This window comes from Sphingomonas changnyeongensis (assembly GCF_009913435.1).
GTDB classification, from domain to species: domain Bacteria; phylum Pseudomonadota; class Alphaproteobacteria; order Sphingomonadales; family Sphingomonadaceae; genus Sphingomonas_B; species Sphingomonas_B changnyeongensis.
The window spans coordinates 2,454,188-2,469,463 of the sequence record NZ_CP047895.1; the positions used below are offsets into that span (position 1 = coordinate 2,454,188).

The 15,276-nt window shown below is 69.4% G+C and carries 14 protein-coding genes and 1 tRNA gene; 5 read left to right on the plus strand and 10 right to left on the minus strand.

The features are described from left to right. Positions 1–42: 42 nt before the first annotated feature. From GVO57_RS12075 to GVO57_RS12085, 3 genes are all read left to right on the plus strand, one after another. Entirely contained in the window at positions 43–1,032 is a 990-nt protein-coding gene (locus tag GVO57_RS12075) for an agmatine deiminase family protein (RefSeq protein WP_160593996.1), read from the plus strand. Beyond that, a complete protein-coding gene (gene aguB, locus GVO57_RS12080; RefSeq protein WP_160593353.1) occupies positions 1,029–1,877 on the plus strand; it encodes an N-carbamoylputrescine amidase in 849 nt (282 codons plus the stop codon). Before GVO57_RS12075 ends, aguB begins: the two co-directional genes overlap by 4 nt. Positions 1,878–1,962: 85 nt before the next feature. Further along, complete coding sequence (locus GVO57_RS12085; protein WP_160593355.1) at positions 1,963–2,355, plus strand: VOC family protein; 393 nt, start codon at positions 1,963–1,965, stop codon at positions 2,353–2,355. A 196-nt stretch (positions 2,356–2,551) separates the two neighbouring features. On the opposite strand, the gene GVO57_RS12090 is transcribed toward GVO57_RS12085, so the two are convergent. Next, a tRNA-Arg gene (locus GVO57_RS12090) sits at positions 2,552–2,628 on the minus strand. A gap of 94 nt (positions 2,629–2,722) precedes the next feature. Here GVO57_RS12090 and GVO57_RS12095 point away from each other — a divergent pair. Further along, the gene (locus GVO57_RS12095) at positions 2,723–3,211 is read left to right on the plus strand and encodes a hypothetical protein (RefSeq protein ID WP_160593356.1); all 489 of its coding nucleotides are present in this window, start codon (positions 2,723–2,725) and stop codon (positions 3,209–3,211) included. Positions 3,212–3,328: 117 nt separating this feature from the next. Here GVO57_RS12095 and GVO57_RS12100 read toward each other — a convergent pair whose 3' ends face one another. From GVO57_RS12100 to hemB, 4 genes are read right to left on the minus strand one after another with little or no spacing between them, the layout of a single operon-like run. Further along, positions 3,329–3,889, minus strand: coding sequence for a gamma carbonic anhydrase family protein (locus GVO57_RS12100; RefSeq protein ID WP_160593358.1), 561 nt, complete (start codon positions 3,887–3,889; stop codon positions 3,329–3,331). 13 nt (positions 3,890–3,902) lie between these two features. Further along, positions 3,903–5,441 (minus strand): spermidine synthase, encoded by a 1,539-nt coding sequence (locus tag GVO57_RS12105; RefSeq protein ID WP_233281370.1) that lies wholly within the window; start codon positions 5,439–5,441, stop codon positions 3,903–3,905. Then, positions 5,405–6,139 (minus strand): hypothetical protein, encoded by a 735-nt coding sequence (locus GVO57_RS15110; protein ID WP_233281371.1) that lies wholly within the window; start codon positions 6,137–6,139, stop codon positions 5,405–5,407. Before GVO57_RS15110 ends, GVO57_RS12105 begins: the two co-directional genes overlap by 37 nt. 2 nt (positions 6,140–6,141) lie before the next feature. Beyond that, a complete protein-coding gene (hemB, locus tag GVO57_RS12110; protein ID WP_160593360.1) occupies positions 6,142–7,137 on the minus strand; it encodes a porphobilinogen synthase in 996 nt (331 codons plus the stop codon). On the opposite strand from hemB, the gene GVO57_RS12115 reads away from it, so the two are divergent. Then, a complete protein-coding gene (locus tag GVO57_RS12115) occupies positions 7,122–8,099 on the plus strand; it encodes a diacylglycerol kinase family protein (RefSeq protein WP_160593362.1) in 978 nt (325 codons plus the stop codon). The two genes, hemB and GVO57_RS12115, sit on opposite strands and share 16 nt — an antisense overlap. A 10-nt stretch (positions 8,100–8,109) precedes the next feature. Here GVO57_RS12115 and GVO57_RS12120 read toward each other — a convergent pair whose 3' ends face one another. The 5 genes from GVO57_RS12120 to GVO57_RS12140 all read right to left on the minus strand — a co-directional run bounded on the left by GVO57_RS12120 (position 8,110) and on the right by GVO57_RS12140 (position 15,144). Next, complete coding sequence (locus GVO57_RS12120; protein ID WP_233281372.1) at positions 8,110–9,579, minus strand: MATE family efflux transporter; 1,470 nt, start codon at positions 9,577–9,579, stop codon at positions 8,110–8,112. Then, complete coding sequence (locus tag GVO57_RS12125) at positions 9,576–12,215, minus strand: valine--tRNA ligase (protein WP_160593364.1); 2,640 nt, start codon at positions 12,213–12,215, stop codon at positions 9,576–9,578. Before GVO57_RS12125 ends, GVO57_RS12120 begins: the two co-directional genes overlap by 4 nt. A gap of 100 nt (positions 12,216–12,315) precedes the next feature. Then, complete coding sequence (locus GVO57_RS12130) at positions 12,316–12,915, minus strand: DUF2497 domain-containing protein (protein WP_233281373.1); 600 nt, start codon at positions 12,913–12,915, stop codon at positions 12,316–12,318. 104 nt (positions 12,916–13,019) lie between these two features. Further along, positions 13,020–14,468: a TolC family outer membrane protein gene (locus tag GVO57_RS12135; RefSeq protein ID WP_160593366.1), complete on the minus strand. Its 1,449-nt coding sequence runs from the start codon at positions 14,466–14,468 to the stop codon at positions 13,020–13,022. A gap of 25 nt (positions 14,469–14,493) precedes the next feature. Continuing rightward, entirely contained in the window at positions 14,494–15,144 is a 651-nt protein-coding gene (locus tag GVO57_RS12140; protein ID WP_160593368.1) for a protein-L-isoaspartate O-methyltransferase family protein, read from the minus strand. Between the last annotated feature and the right edge of the window lie 132 nt (positions 15,145–15,276).

A 15,276-nucleotide genomic window follows, 5' to 3' on the forward strand; every position in this document is an offset into this window, starting at 1 on the left:
CGGATCAATCTGCCGGTCAACATATTGATGGATAAGACAATTATGCCGCCACTGCGCCAACCTCCTGAATGGGCGCCGCACGACTGGGTGTGGATCGGCTTTCCGAGCGATCCTGAACTGTGGCTTGAGGATCTGGCCCCGGCCCAGGCCGAGGTCGCGGCCTTTGCCGCTGCCGTTGCCGCCGGTGGTGCTGGCGAGCGGGTGGTGCTGGTCGCCGCCGATGACGATGCGGCGGCCGCCGCCCGCGCGCTGGCGGTGCCGGGCGTCGAGGTGATGGTCGCCCCGTTCGGCGACATCTGGCTGCGCGACACCGGCCCGGTGATCGTGACCGGGGCCGATGGCGCGCGCGCGGGCCGTGGGTTCCGCTTCAACGGCTGGGGCGGCAAATATGATCTGCCGGGCGACGATGATCTGGCCGAACGGCTGGCGGCTGCCGCCGGCCTGCCGTTCAGCGCCGCCGATTATGTGCTGGAAGGCGGGGCGATCGACACCGACGGCACCGGCCTTGCCGTCACCACCGAACAATGTCTGCTCAACCCCAATCGCAACCCGTCGCTGTCGCGCGCCGAGATCGAGGCGCGGCTGGCGGCGGATCTGGGGCTGACCCGCATCCTGTGGCTGGGCGACGGGCTGATCAACGACCATACCGACGGGCATGTCGACAATCTGGCGCGCTTTGTCGGCCCCGGCCGTCTCGCCATTCCGGAACCGGCGGGCGAGGATGATCCCAATGCGGCGATCTACCGCGATGCGGCGGCGCGCGCCCGCGCCTTCGGGCTGGAGGTGGTGCCGATCCCCTCCCCCGGCCGGGTGGAGCGCGACGGCGCCATCGTGCCGGCCAGCTATATGAACTTCTATATCGGCAACGCCGCGGTTGTCGTGCCGCTTTATGGCGCGGCGAATGACGACGCCGCCGTCGCCGCGCTTGCCCGCATCTTTCCCGACCGCCGCGTCGTCGGCCAGCGCGCCGATCATGTGCTGACCGGCGGCGGCAGCCTTCACTGCATCAGCCAGCAGGTGCCCCTGTCATGACCCAAATCACCGTCGCCGCACTGCAGCTGCCGCTGGGTGGCAGCGCGCAGGACAATATCGCCCATGTGAGCGAGCTGGTGCGCGAGGCCGCCGCGCGCGGCGCGCAGATCGTGCTGCCGCCCGAGCTGTTCGAAGGGCCGTATTTCTGCCGGGTGGAGGATGAGGCGCTGTTCGCGACCGCGCGCCCGATGGCCGAACATCCCAGCGTCGTTGCGATGCAGAAGCTGGCCGCCGAACTGGGCGTCGCCATCCCGACCAGCTTTTTCGAGCGCGACGGGCCGCATCATTACAACAGCCTGGCGATGATCGACGCGACCGGCGCGATCATGGGCCTGTATCGCAAGAGCCATATTCCCGACGGTCCCGGCTATGAGGAGAAATTCTATTTCCGGCCGGGCAATACCGGGTTCAAGACGTGGAACCTGCCGCAGACGACGGTTGGCGTCGGCATCTGCTGGGATCAATGGTATCCCGAATGCGCGCGCGCAATGATGCTGATGGGCGCAGAGGCGCTGTTCTACCCGACCGCGATCGGCAGCGAACCGCATGATCCCGGGCTCGACACCAGCCGGCTGTGGCGGCGGGCGATGATCGGCCATGCGGTGTCGAACGTCGTGCCGGTGGTGGCCGCGAACCGCATCGGCACCGAGGACGGGCAGCATTTCTACGGCCACAGCTTCATCTGCGACGAACGCGGCGATCTGGTCGCGGAGTTCGGCGCGGACGAGACCGGCGTGCTGGTCGCGACCCTCGACATCGACCGGATCAGGCGGCACCGCGCCGCATTCGGCTTTTTCCGCGACCGGCGGCCGGAGCTTTACCACCGGCTGGTCGAGGACCGGTGAGGCGATGGCCGCGCAGCGCGGCGCTTCCGGCCCTGCTGCTTGCATCCGCGCTGCTGGCCGGGACGCCAACTGGCTGGGGGCCGCAATGGCCGCTGACACACGGCCCGGCAATCCGGTCGGTTATTTCGAGATCCCGGTCACCGATCTCGACCGCGCAATCGCCTTTTACGAGGCGGTGTTCGGCGTGAAGCTCGAGCGCCAGACGATCGACGGCTATGACATGGCGCTGTTCCCGGCCGTGGAGGACGGTGCCGGGGCGAGCGGCGCGCTGGCGCGCGGCGATGTCTATATTCCCGGCAAGGCGGGGCCGGTGCTCTATTTCGACACCCCGGCAATCGAAGCGACGCTGGCCCGCGCCGTCGCGCGCGGCGCGGCTGTGCTTTATCCGGTCAAGGACATTGGCGCTGCCGGCCGCGTGGCCGAGATCGAGGACAGCGAGGGCAACCGCATCGCCCTGCACGAACGCCCGCGCCGCTGAGCGCACCCGGCTGGCATGGCTGTTCCGCCCCATAAGCGGGCCTTGGCCAGCATATGCCGACACATGACGGGCAACTGAGCACATCCACATCTGCCAGCGACAAGAGTGCAGCATTGCGATGCATGGCTGGCGGAGGAACAAAGAATGGCGGCTCGCGCCGCCCTCACAAGTCCCTGTTTTTCCCTGTTTGGGAAAATGGCGCGCCCGGAACGATTCGAACGTCCGACCCTCAGATTCGTAGTCTGATGCTCTATCCAGCTGAGCTACGGGCGCGTTGGAGGTGGGCCACTAGCCCGGAAAATCAGGGAGCGCAAGCCCATTGCGCACCCCATTGCGAGCAATGTTTCAAACGCCTAGGCCAAAGGGCATGCGCAGCCTCAGCCCGCTTGCCCTTCTGCTCCTTGCCGCCTGTGCGTCGGGGGGCTCTGCGCCTTCGCTTGGCCACCGGGCGATCGAGAATCGCAGCATGGACGAGCCGGCGCAGACCCCGGCCAGGGCCGGACTGACGGCGGATGCGGCGCTGGCCACGCGAATCACCGCGCTGCGGGCCGATCTCGCTGCCGCCGGCGAGGTTTTTGCCGAGCTGCGGCCCGCGGCCGCACAGGCGGTGGCGGGCGCGGGGCCGGCGGGCAGCGAATCATGGGTGACAGCCCAGCTGCGGCTGACCGCGCTCACCGACGCCCATGGCGCCACGCCGTCGATCCTGGCGGAGATTGACGGGCTGATCGCCGAACGGCTGGCCGAAGGGCGCGAGGACGGGCTGGCGGAGCTGACTGCGCTCCAGACCGAAGCCGCGCGCCGGGCGGATGACCAGCGCGCCGTGCTCGATTCGCTGACCGCGCGGCTGGCGCGCTGATCCGGCGCGGCCGGATCAGCCTTGGGAAGCAGCTGCGGTCGCAGCCAGGTCAGTCTTGAGAAGTGGCTGCAATGGCAGCCAGGTCAGTCTTGGCCAACGGCTGCAATCGCAGCCAGGTCAGTCTTGGCCAACGGCTGCAATCGCAGCCGCATGGGCCCGGCCATTTTCGACATAATGGGCAACGCCCAGCCGGTTCATCGCCACTTCGGCGTCGCTGAGCGCGCGCATCAGCCGCGCCGGGCGTCCGCCCCACAGCTCGCGCGCGGCGATGCGCTTGCCCGGCGTCAGCATCGCGCCTGCGGCCAGCATCCCGTCGCCTTCGATATGCGCCTTGTCCATGATGATCGCGCCCAGACCGACAAAGGCGCGGTCTTCGAGCACACAGCCATGGATCATCGCCATATGGCCGATCAGCACATCGTCGCCGATCAGCGTCGGGCTGCCGGCATCGCCGGGCGCGCGCGGCGAATCGCAATGGATCACCGTGCCGTCCTGGATGTTGGTGCGCGCGCCGATGCGGATATGGTTCACATCTGCCCGGATCACGCAGTTATACCAGATGCTCGCATCCGGGCCGATTTCGATATCGCCGATCAGCCGGCATCCCGGCGCGATGAACGCGCTGTCATGGATGCGCGGCCTTTTGCCGCCCAGTTCGATGATCGTCACCCCGTCCACGCCTGTTCTCCGTTTATCGACGCTGCCCGGTGCGGATCAGCGGCAGGATCGACCCATAATCATCGCTCCACCCGGCAAAGCCGGGCATCGGACGCAGCGCCCGCCAGCCGCCGGGGCTGCGCGGGGCCGCGGCGTCGATCACCGCCGGATCGGGGCTGAGCGCCACCCAGATCGAGCTGTTTTCAAGCCGAGCCGCCGGGGTTCCGGGCCGCACCCGGTTGTCGAACAGCCGGGCAGACCAGCCGCCCGCCATCGCCGCCTGGGCGATCACCGGCTCCAGCCGCAAATGCCGGTTGGTGATGTGGACGAGCAGCAGCCCGTCGGGTGCCAGCACGCGCCGGTAAAGCGCAAACGCCTCTCCGGTCAGCAGGTGCATCGGCACCGCATCGGATGAAAAGGCATCAAGCGCGAGCAGATCGAAGCTGGCGGGCGGCACGCGGGCGAGCGACAGCCGCGCATCGCCTATGACGATCTCCGCCCCCGGCCCCGGCCCCGGCGCGCAGCCGGACAGGAAGGAGAAGCGCGTGCGCGCCACTTTCACCATCAGCGGGTCGATTTCGAAAAACCGCCAGTGCTGGCCGGGCCGGGCATAGCAGGCGAGCGTCCCCGCCCCCAGCCCGACCACGCCCACCCGCGCGCCCGGCCCGGCGATCCCCGGCAGCGCGGTGAGCGCACGGCCGATCCCCGAACCCGCGCCATAATAGCTGGTCGGACGCAGCCGCTCCGCCCCGGCCAGACGCTGCAGCCCATGGGCGGTGGTGCCATGGGCCAGCACCCGCACCCCGGCCCGGTCGCGCACCGTATAGATGCCGAAATAGCTGCGCATCCGCGCGCCCGGCTGGCGCGACAAGGACAGGGCATCCGCCCCGCCCGACACGAGCAATATCCCGAGTATCGCGGCGACGAACGCGCCGCGCCGGCCGGCACAGCCGATCGCGACCACGCCGATCAGCAGCGCCGCCAGCCCCATCCCCTGCGCCGCCCCGAACGGCCCGATGCGCGCCAGCGCCGCCGCCACGATCAGCGCGATCAGCGCCGGGCCGGCGACCGCGACCGCCCGCCCCGCCGCGCCGGGCGCGGGCCAGAGCGGCACCAGCGCCGCTGCCGCGAGCAGCAGCAGCGGATGCTCATAGCTCCAGTCAAAGGCGAGCGGCGCGACCAGCGCCGCGAACGCGCCGCCCAGCGCCCCGCCCAGCGCCATCGCCAGATAAAAGCCGGTCAGATGACGCGGCGACGGGCGCGCATCGTAAAGCCGGGCATGCAGCGCCACCGACACGACGAACAGCAGCGCCAGCGCCGCCAGCGCTGTCATCAGCGGCCGCCCGGCGACCGGCTGCACGGCGAGCGCGACCAGCGGCAGCATCAGGAACGGCGCGGCGCGCACGATCAGCGCTGCCGCGCCCCGCCGCTCGGCAAAGGCGAAGGTGAAGCTCAGCAGATAAAGCCCAAGCGGCGCCACCCACAGCAGCGGCATGGCGACGATGTCGGTGGTCAGGAACGTGGTGGTCGACAGGATCAGGCCCGACGGCACGAAGGCGAGCAGGATCCACATGCCGCGCTGCCGCCAGCCGGGGCGGGCAGCGGGTCGAACCCGGCATCGTGCCGGTCGACGCCCGCGCGCGGCAGCACCAGCGCGCAGCCGAGCGTCAGCACCGTCAGCAGCACATAGCCGAGCGCCCAGAACTGGCTCTGCCCGGCAAGCGCGAGCCGCGGTTCGACCAGAAACGGGTAAGCGAGCAGCCCGGCAAAGCTGCCCAGGTTGGAGGCGGCATAGAGCGGATAGGGATCGCGCCCCCCGGTCGCCGCCCCATACCAGCGCTGCAGCAACGGCGCCTGGGCGGCGACCGCAAGGAACAGCGGGCCGATCGACGACAGCAGCAGCCAGGGCACCCACAGCACCGGCGACACATCTGCCCCCGGCGGGCCGCCGGTCAGCGTGATCGGCAGCATCAGCCCGGCCAGCGCCAGCAGCAGCAGCTGGACCGCCGACTGGGTGCGCGGGGTGAAGCGCGACAGCAGATGGGCATAGCCATAGCCGCCGAGCAGCAGCGCCTGATAGACGAGCATCGCGCTGTTCCACACCGCCGGCGCGCCGCCCAGACGCGGCAGCGCCATCCGCGCGACCATCGGCTGGATCAGGAACAGCAGGAATGATCCGGTCAGGATCGCGCCGATGAACAGCCAGCCATGGTCGCGCCGGTCTTCGCCCAGCCCGTCGGCCGCCCCGGCGCGGAGCGCCGCCGTCGCCATGGTCAGCGGCCGAGCAGCCGGGCCGCGTGCGGCGCGTGATAGCTGAGCACGCCCGCACAGCCGGCGCGCTTGAACGCGGTCATCGTCTCCAGCACCAGCGCGTCGCGGTCGCCCGCCCCGGCGGCGACGGCGGCTTCGATCATCGCATATTCGCCCGACACCTGATAGGCGAAGACGGGAACCTGAAACGCCTGCTTCACCCGCCAGATAATATCCAGATAGGCGAGACCGGGCTTCACCATCACGCTGTCCGCGCCCTCGGCCAGATCGAGCGCGACCTCGCGCAGCGCCTCATCGCCATTGCCGGGATCCATCTGATAGCTTTTCTTGTCGCCCGACAGCCGCCCGCGCGAGCCGACGGCGTCGCGGAACGGCCCGTAAAAGGCGCTCGCATATTTGGCGGCATAGGCCATGATCTGGACATTGACATGCCCGTCGGCCTCCAGCGCCGCGCGGATCGCCGTCACCCGCCCGTCCATCATGTCGGAGGGGGCGATGATGTCCGCCCCGGCCCGCGCCTGGTTGAGCGCCTGATCGACCAGCACCGCCTTGGTCGCATCGTTGAGCACATAGCCCGCCGCATCGACCAGCCCGTCATGGCCGTGCGCCGTATAGGGATCGAGCGCGACATCGGTGAGCACGCCGATTTCGGGGGCGGCGTCCTTGATCGCGCGGATCGCGCGGCACATCAGATTGTCGGGGTTGAGCGCCTCGCGCCCGTCTTCGGTGCGCAGCCCGGCGGGGGTGTTGGGGAACAGGGCGATCGCCGGAATGCCAAGCGCGCGCGCCTCCAGCGCACGCTTGGCGATCAGATCGACCGACCAGCGCGACACGCCGGGCATGGTCGCGATCGGTTCTTCCACCCCCGTCCCCTCGACGATGAACAGCGGCCAGATCAGGTCGGCCGGCGTGACCACCGTTTCGGCGTGAAGGCGGCGGCTCCAGGCGGCGGCACGGGTGCGGCGCAGGCGCAGGGCGGGAAATGCAGCTTGACTCATGCACCAGACCTAGCGCGAACCTTGCCCCGGATGCCAGCCCAACCGCCCACGCCGCCCGCGCCGCTGCCGGCCGCCGCCCCGATGCCCTGCCGCGCCGCGCCGCGCTGGTCGTCAACGCCCGGTCGCGCAAGGGCCGCGACCTGTTTGCCGAGGCGCGCACCAGGCTGGAAGCCGCCGGGATCGAGCTGATCGCCGCCCATGCGGTGCGCGATCCGCGCCAGCTTCAGCCCGTCATCCGCCGGGTGCTGGCCGATGATCCGCCGATGGTGATCGTCGGCGGCGGCGACGGGACGCTGTCGGGCGTGGTCGATGATTTCGTCGCCCATCATGCGGTGTTCGCGCTGCTGCCGCTCGGCACCGCCAACAGCTTTGCCCGCACGCTCGGCATTCCGCTCGACCTTGACGGCGCGGTGGCGGTGATCGCGAACGGGCGGCGGCGGCGGATCGATCTGGGGATGATCGACGGCGATTATTTCGCCAATGCCGCCGCGATCGGCATGTCGCCGCTGATCGCGCAGACGGTGCCGCATGGGCTGAAACGCTGGCTGGGGCGCATCGGCTATATGGCCTGGGCGGCGCTGGTGTTCACCCGCTTCCGCCCGTTCCGCCTGAGCGTTGACGGCGAGACGATCGACGCGGTCGAGGTGCGGATCGCCAATGGCCGCTTCCATGGCGGGACCGAACTGATCGAGGATGCGGCGGTCGACAGCGGCGAGATCGTCGTGCAGGCGGTGATCGGCGATGCCAGCCACCGGCTGCTGACCAGCTGGGCGGCGAGCATCCTGAAGCTGAGCTGGCGGCGGCGCACGGTGCGCGAATTCCATGGCCGGGCGCTCAGGATCGAAACCGATCCGCCGCTGCCGATTTCCATCGACGGCGAGGTGCTGGCCCGCACCCCGGTGATGGCGCGCGTCGCGCCGGCGGTGATCGAGGTGGCGGCCCCCGCGGACGGGCCGGGCTGAGCCGGCGCGCTCAGCCGGTGATCTTGCCAGGGATATTGCCGGGGATCTTGCTTGCCGCGCCAACCGGCGGACGCGCGGGCGCACCGGCCATCCCGCCGCTGCGCCAGCCGCCGAACCGGTAATAGAGCGCGGTCAGCACCACCGACACTGCGGAGCCGACGGGAAAGCTCCACCAGATCGCATCCGCGCCCAGCGCCGGGCCGAACGCCAGCGCAAAGCCGAACCGCACCGGCATCAGCGCGACCGTCAGGATGAGGAGCGGCACCATCACCGCGCCGTTCGCCCGCACCGTCGCCGACATGACGGCGGTGATCCCGAACAGGATCCAGCTCCACGCGACGATGCGGTTGACATGGGTGGCGATGTCGAGCGCCGCGCCGCCATAGGCCAGGAACAGCCCCAGCAGCGGCCGTTCGGCAAGCACGACGCACAGCACGACCAGCCCGGTCATGACAATGTTGATCGCGATGCCGGCGCGCATCGTCTGTTCAACCCGCGCCCATTGCCCGGCGCCCAGATTCTGCGCCGCCACCGCGCTCACCGCCGCGCCCACGGCCATCGCCGGCATCTGGATATAGGTCCAGAGCTGGTTGGCAGCCCCGAAGGCGGCGATGGTCGCCACGCCTTGCGCATTGATCAGGAACACCATCATCAGCACCGATACCGACACGACCAGCATCTGCAGCCCCATCGGCACGCCCTTGGCGAGCAGCAGCTTCAGGATCGCCGGATCGGGGCGCAGATAACGCCATGCCGCCCCGGTCAGCCGGATCGGCAGGTCACGCGCGCGGATGGTGACGACAAGCGCCGCCAGCCCGACCAGATTGGCGATCACCGTCGCCAGCGCCGACCCGGCAATGCCCAGCGCCGGCACCGGGCCCAGCCCCAGGATCAGGACCGGGTTCAGCACCACGTCCAGCACCACCGTCAGCCCCATGAAGATCAAGGGCGTCATCGCATCGCCCGCCCCGCGCAGCGCCATGGTGATGAGCACGGTGACGAAACTGGCCGGCACCGACAGCAGGATGACGCGCAGATAAAGATCGGCGAGCCCATGCGCGTCGGCGGGCGTGCGGAGCAGGTCGAGCAGCCGGTCCGCCGCCAGCCATCCGGCTGCGGTGATGACCAGGCCGAAGATCAGGAACAGGCCGAGCGCGGTGCCGAACACCCGGCGCGCGCCGTCAATGTCGCGGCGGCCGAATGCCTGGCCGATCAGGATCGTCGCCGCCATGCCGAACCCGAACACCGCCGCAAACAGCAGGAACATGACCAGGCTGGCATTGGTGGTTGCCGCAAGCGCGGTCGGCCCCAGAAACCGGCCGATCCACACCGCGTTGATCGAGGCATTGAGCGACTGGAGGACACTCGACCCCATGGTCGGCAGCGCGAACAGGATCAGCGTGCGGGCGATCGGCCCGGAGGTCAGATCCCTGCCCCCGGCCCGTCCCCCGCCGCCGCGTGCCGGCCCGCCCGGGCTCACCCGAGCCGCGCGCGGGCGGCGGCCAGCCGTTCGGCCTCGGCGGCCTTTTCGGCATGATCGGCGCGCGCCTTGGCGACCGCCTCGGGCTTGGCGCGCTCGACAAAGGCCGGATTGTCGAGCCGCTGGGCAAGCGCGTCGCGTTCCTTCTCGGCTGCCGCAATCGCCTTGGCCAGCCGGGCGCGTTCGGCCTCGAGATCGATGACCCCGGCGAGCGGCAGCGCATAGGTCGCCTCGTCAACGACGATCTGCAGCGCACCGCCCGCCGGCGCGGCGCCGGGCGTCACCGCATCGATGCGCGCCAGCCGGGCGAGCACCGGCGCGTTGTGGTCGATCCGGGCGAGGGTCGCTGCGGATGCGTCGCGGACAAAGGCGGTCAGGCGTGCGCCCGGCGCGATGCCCAGCTCGGTGCGCGCGGCGCGCACCTCGCCGACCAGCCGGATCAGCCAGTCAATCTCGCGCGCGGCATCGGCATCGACAGGAATGGCCGCGGCATCGGGCCAGCGCGCGATGATCAGTTCATGATCGCGCGGCCCCATTGCGTGCCACAGTTCCTCGGTGATGAACGGCATGAACGGATGCAGCATCACCAGGATCTGGTCGATCGCCCAGCCGGCCACGGCGCGGGTCTCGTCGTCGATCTGGCCCTTGATCAGTTCCAGATACCAGTCGCAGAACCGGTCCCAGATGAAATGATAGATGGTGTTGGCCGCTTCGTCATAGCGCAGCCCGGCGAGCGCCTGATCGAGTGCGGCCACCGTCGCCTGCACTTCGCCGACGATCCAGCGATTGACCGGCAGGGTGGCGGCGGGCGGCACCGGCGACGACGACGCGCCGATGCCGTTCGCCTGGGCGAAACGGGCGGCGTTCCACAGCTTGGTCGCGAAGTTGCGATAGCCCTCGACCCGCCGCTCATCGAGCTTCACGTCGCGGCCCTGGCTTTCCATCGCCGCCAGCGTGAACCGCAGCGCATCGGCGCCGTAGCGTTCGATCAGGCCCAGCGGGTCGACGGTATTGCCCTTGGACTTGGACATTTTCGACCCGTCGGCGGCGCGCACCAGCCCGTGCAGGTAAAGCGTGCGGAACGGCACCTCGCGCATGAAATGCAGGCCCTGCATGATCATGCGCGCATCCCAGAAGAACAGGATGTCGAAGCCCGAGATCAGCACATCGTTGGGATAATGGCGCGCCAGCTGCGCGCTCTGATCGGGCCAGCCCAGCGTGCCGAACGGCCACAGTGCGGACGAGAACCAGGTGTCGAGCACATCGGCATCGCGGGTCAGCGCGACATCGGGGCCGAGTGCGGCCTCAGCCTGCTCGATCGCCTCTTCCTCGGTTTCGGCGACAAACACCTCGCCCCCCGGCGCAAACCATGCCGGGATGCGGTGGCCCCACCACAGCTGGCGCGACACGCACCAGGGCTGGATGTTCTCCATCCAGTTGAAATAGGTCTTGGTCCAGCTTTCGGGCACGACCTTGATCGCGCCGGAGCGGACGGCCTCGATCGCCGGGGCGGCCAGCGTCTTGGCATCGACATACCATTGATCGGTCAGCCACGGTTCGATCACCACGCCCGAACGGTCGCCATAGGGCGTCTGGATGACCCGGTCCTCGACCTTGTCGAGCAGCCCTTCGGCCTCGATCAGTTCGACGACACGGCGGCGCGCGGCGAACCGGTCCAGCCCGATCAGCTCGCCGGGCACCAGATTGTCGGCGGTCTGCACGATCCGCGCTTCGGCATCGAGCATGTTGAGCATGTCCGCCGCCTTGAAGCCGGCGCGCACGCCCACTTCGAAGTCGTTGAAATCATGCCCCGGCGTGATCTTGACCGCGCCCGACCCCAGTTCCGGATCGGCATGTTCGTCGGCAACGATCGGGATCAGCCGCCCGGTGATCGGCAGCCGCACCTGCCGGCCGATGAGCGCGGTGTAACGCGGATCTTCGGGATGAACGGCGACCGCCATGTCAGCGAGCATCGTCTCCGGCCGGGTGGTCGCGACCATGATGTGCCCCGACCCGTCGGCCAGCGGATAGCGCAGATGCCAGAAATGGCCCTGCACCTCGCGCGTCTCGACCTCCAGATCGGAAATCGCGGTGCCCAGCTTCGGGTCCCAGTTCACCAGCCTCTTGTCGCGGTAGATCAGGCCCTGGCGGTAAAGATCGACGAACACCTTCAGGACGGCGCGGCTGAAGCCCTCGTCCATCGTGAAGCGTTCCTGCGCCCAGTCGCACGACGCACCCAGCCGGCGGAGCTGGCGGGTGATCTGCCCGCCGCTTTCCTCTTTCCAGCGCCAGACCCGCTCGACAAACGCCTCGCGGGTGAAATCGGTGCGCTTTTCGCCGGCGGCGTTCATCTGCCGCTCGACCACCATCTGGGTGGCGATCCCGGCATGATCGGTGCCCACCACCCACAGCGCATCGCGCCCGACCAGCCGGGCATGACGGATCAGAATGTCCTGCAGCGTGTTGTCGAGCGCATGGCCGATATGCAGCGAGCCGGTGACATTGGGCGGCGGGATGACGATCGTGAACGGATCGGCATCGGGGCGCGCGGGCCTGAACAGGCCGCTGCCTTCCCAATGCGGATACCATTTCGCCTCGATGGCCGCGGGATCGAAAGTCTTGGCAAGCTCGCTCATGCACCGGCCTTAACCCGATCCGCCCCCTCTCTGGCAAGGGCAACCGGCACGGGTGAGCATCAGGGGCGGCGCGCAAAGGGCGGTCGCGGACGCGCCGCCGTTACAGTCCCCGGCCGCTGATCCGGGCGACTTCGCGCGCCACGGCGGCGTTGACGATGTCGGGCAGCCGCGCGTCCAGCCATTCCTTGAGCATCGGGCGCAGCATTTCGCGCACCAGCCCTTCAAGCGTGTTGTCGCCGGCGGTGCCATCGGGGCGCACCACCATGCGCGACAGTGCGGCGAGTGCCTGGCGGCTCGCCTCGGCGGCGCTGGTCGAGATCAGTTCGTCGGCGGTGGAGGTGAGCGCGCTCACCGTGGCGATGCCGCCCGCCTCGGGCTGAGGCTGGATCTGGGGCTGGCCGGTGTCCGAACGGGGCGCATCACCGGCCGGCAGCGGATCGACCAGCGCGGAATGGAGCGCCCCGGAATGCAGCGACGGGGCACCGAGCGACGGGATCCCACCCGCCCCGCCGATCGGATCGGTAAGTTCGAGCACGTCCGGCTCGTCGCCATCTGCCAGCATGTCGCCTGCGGCCTGCGCGCCCGATGCGGGCCGGACGCGGCGGCCGCGCGGCCCGCCGTCATTGTCCTCGGCAATGATGCGTTTGATGGACGAGAGAATCTCTTCCATCGAAGGTTCGGTGCCGCCCTGTGCCATCATTGACCCCGCGCCATTGTCCACCCCGCGCCGTCATGGACCCCTCATGACCATCGGCCGGGCGCGATGACGCGCCTCGACCGGGGGCCAGACGCCGTGCTGCGGCGTCATTGCGGGGCGCGCGTGGTTTCCGGGTTTTGCGCGGGCGTGTCAACGGTCCGGCTCGCCTGCGCGGTCGGATCGGCCGGGGACTCGAAATCCCAGATGCGGTCGCGGACACGCTCGTAATTGACCGCCGGATCGTAGAGCACGACGCCTTCAAGATTGAGGTCGCGCGCCTCGGCCTGCCCCATCGCCGCCAGCAGCGAGAAGGCGGCGACATAGGCGTTGCGCCGCGCCGTCACCAGCTGCACCCGCGCGTTGAGCAGTTCCTGCTCGGCATTCAGCACTTCGATGATCGTGCGGTTGCCGACGCCGTTTTCGGCCCGCACGCCTTCAAGCGACAGAGTGTTGGCATCAACGGCGGTCTGGGCAGCGCGGATCACGTCCTGCGCGGCGCGCCAGCTGGCAAAGGCGGCGCGCGCCTGCTGGACGACATTGCGTTCGGTCTCGATCACCTGCTCGACCGCCTGGCTCTGCCGGGCCTGGGCCTGACGCACCTGCGCGCTCGGGCGACCGCCCTGGAAGATCGGGATATTGGCCTGCAGGCCGAGCGCAGCCGAGGTCTGCTGGTTGGGAATGTTGATCGGAATGTTCGCCTGAACGCTGCCGAAGTTATCGTTGCGCTGTGCCTGGCCAAAAGCCGACAGCGTCGGCAGCCGGCTGGCGCGCGCGACGGCGACGTCGAACTTGGTCGCTTCGCGGTTGCGCGACGCCGCCGCCAGATCGGGATTTTCGCGCAGCGCGACGGCCACCGCCTGTTCCGGGCTTTCGGGCAGGTTGGGCAGCTGCGGCGGTGCGGCAAGATCGATCGGCACTTCGCCGACCAGCTGGATATAGCGTTCGCGGCTGCCGATCAGATTGGCCTCGGCAGTGCGCAGGTCGCCGCGCGCCAGCGACAGCCGCGCCTCGGACTGGGCGACATCGGTGCGCGTCAGGTCGCCAACCTCGAACCGGTCGCGCGTCGCCTGCAGATTGACCTCGAGCTGGCGGACATTGGCGCGGTTGAGCTCGGCCACCGCCTCGTCGCGCAGCACGTCGTTATAAGCGGCGACAACCTGCGAGAATACCGAGGATTCGACGCCGCGCAGCTGCTCGGCCCCCGCCTGCACCCGGCGGTCGGCGGCACGGATGCCGTTCCTGACCGACCCGCCATTGTAGATCGGCACCTGCAGCTGGGCATTGGAGTTGAGCGTCCGGAGCGTGTTGACGAACTGCCCCGGCGGAATGAGGACGTTTTCGTTGTAGGTCGCGGTCAGGTTGGCGGACGGCAGGCCGGCGGCGCGCTGGATCGGCACGGTCTCGTCGGTCGCGCGCTGGTTGGCGCGCGCCGCCGTCAACGTCGGGTTGTTCTGATAGGCCTTGGCCAGCGCGCCCTGAAGCGTCTCTGCAGCCGCCGGCGCCGTCAGCGCAAGCGTCGCCACCGACACGGCCAGGCCAGATAGATAACCCCGCATGCGCCCTCTTTCGTCCCTTAGCCTGTCAGAATGTGAATGTGCGCGGCCGGTCGAACCCCGGCAGGCGCACCGCCTCGCAATCGGCAAACAGATCGACGCCGAAGCCGGTGCCGGAACGCCGGCCGATGCCCAGCCGCGATGCGCCGCCATCCTCGATCGCCGCCGCCAGCCGGCCGCCTTCGGCCAGCTGTTCGACCAGCGCGGCCGGCACATGGCCGACCAGCCCGTCGATGAAGATCAGATCATAAGGCGCCCCGGCTGCCCAGCCATCAGCAAGCGGCCCCTCGACGACCTCGACGCCCGTGCCGGCAAGCGCCGCGCGCGCCGCCGCGACCAGCGCCGCATCCGTCTCCAGCGCGACGACATGGCCCGCCAACTGGTCGAGCAGTGCGGCCGCATAGCCGCTTGCCGCGCCGACGACGAGCACCCGATCATCCGCCGCCACCTGCGCGGCAGTCAGCAGCCGGCCGGTCGCCTCGGGCAGGTTCAGCGCGCGCCCGCCGCCCAGATCGACCGGCCGGTCGATATAGGCGAGCGACCGGCGCTCCTCGGGGACGAATCGCTCACGGGGAACCGAGGCCATCGCCGCGACGACCCGGGGATCGCTGACCCCCGTGGTCCTGAGCTGGCTCTCGACCATGGCCCGGCGCATCAGATCGTAATTCTGTTCCGTCATCGCTCGCTTCTTCGCACAACTGTCTTATGGGGGCAATACACTTTGTCACACGGCTTCTACCGCCTGGCCGCGCACCCGCCAAGCCGGGTTTCGTCGCCCGCCGGCAGCGGATGGCGCAAGTTTTGATTGACC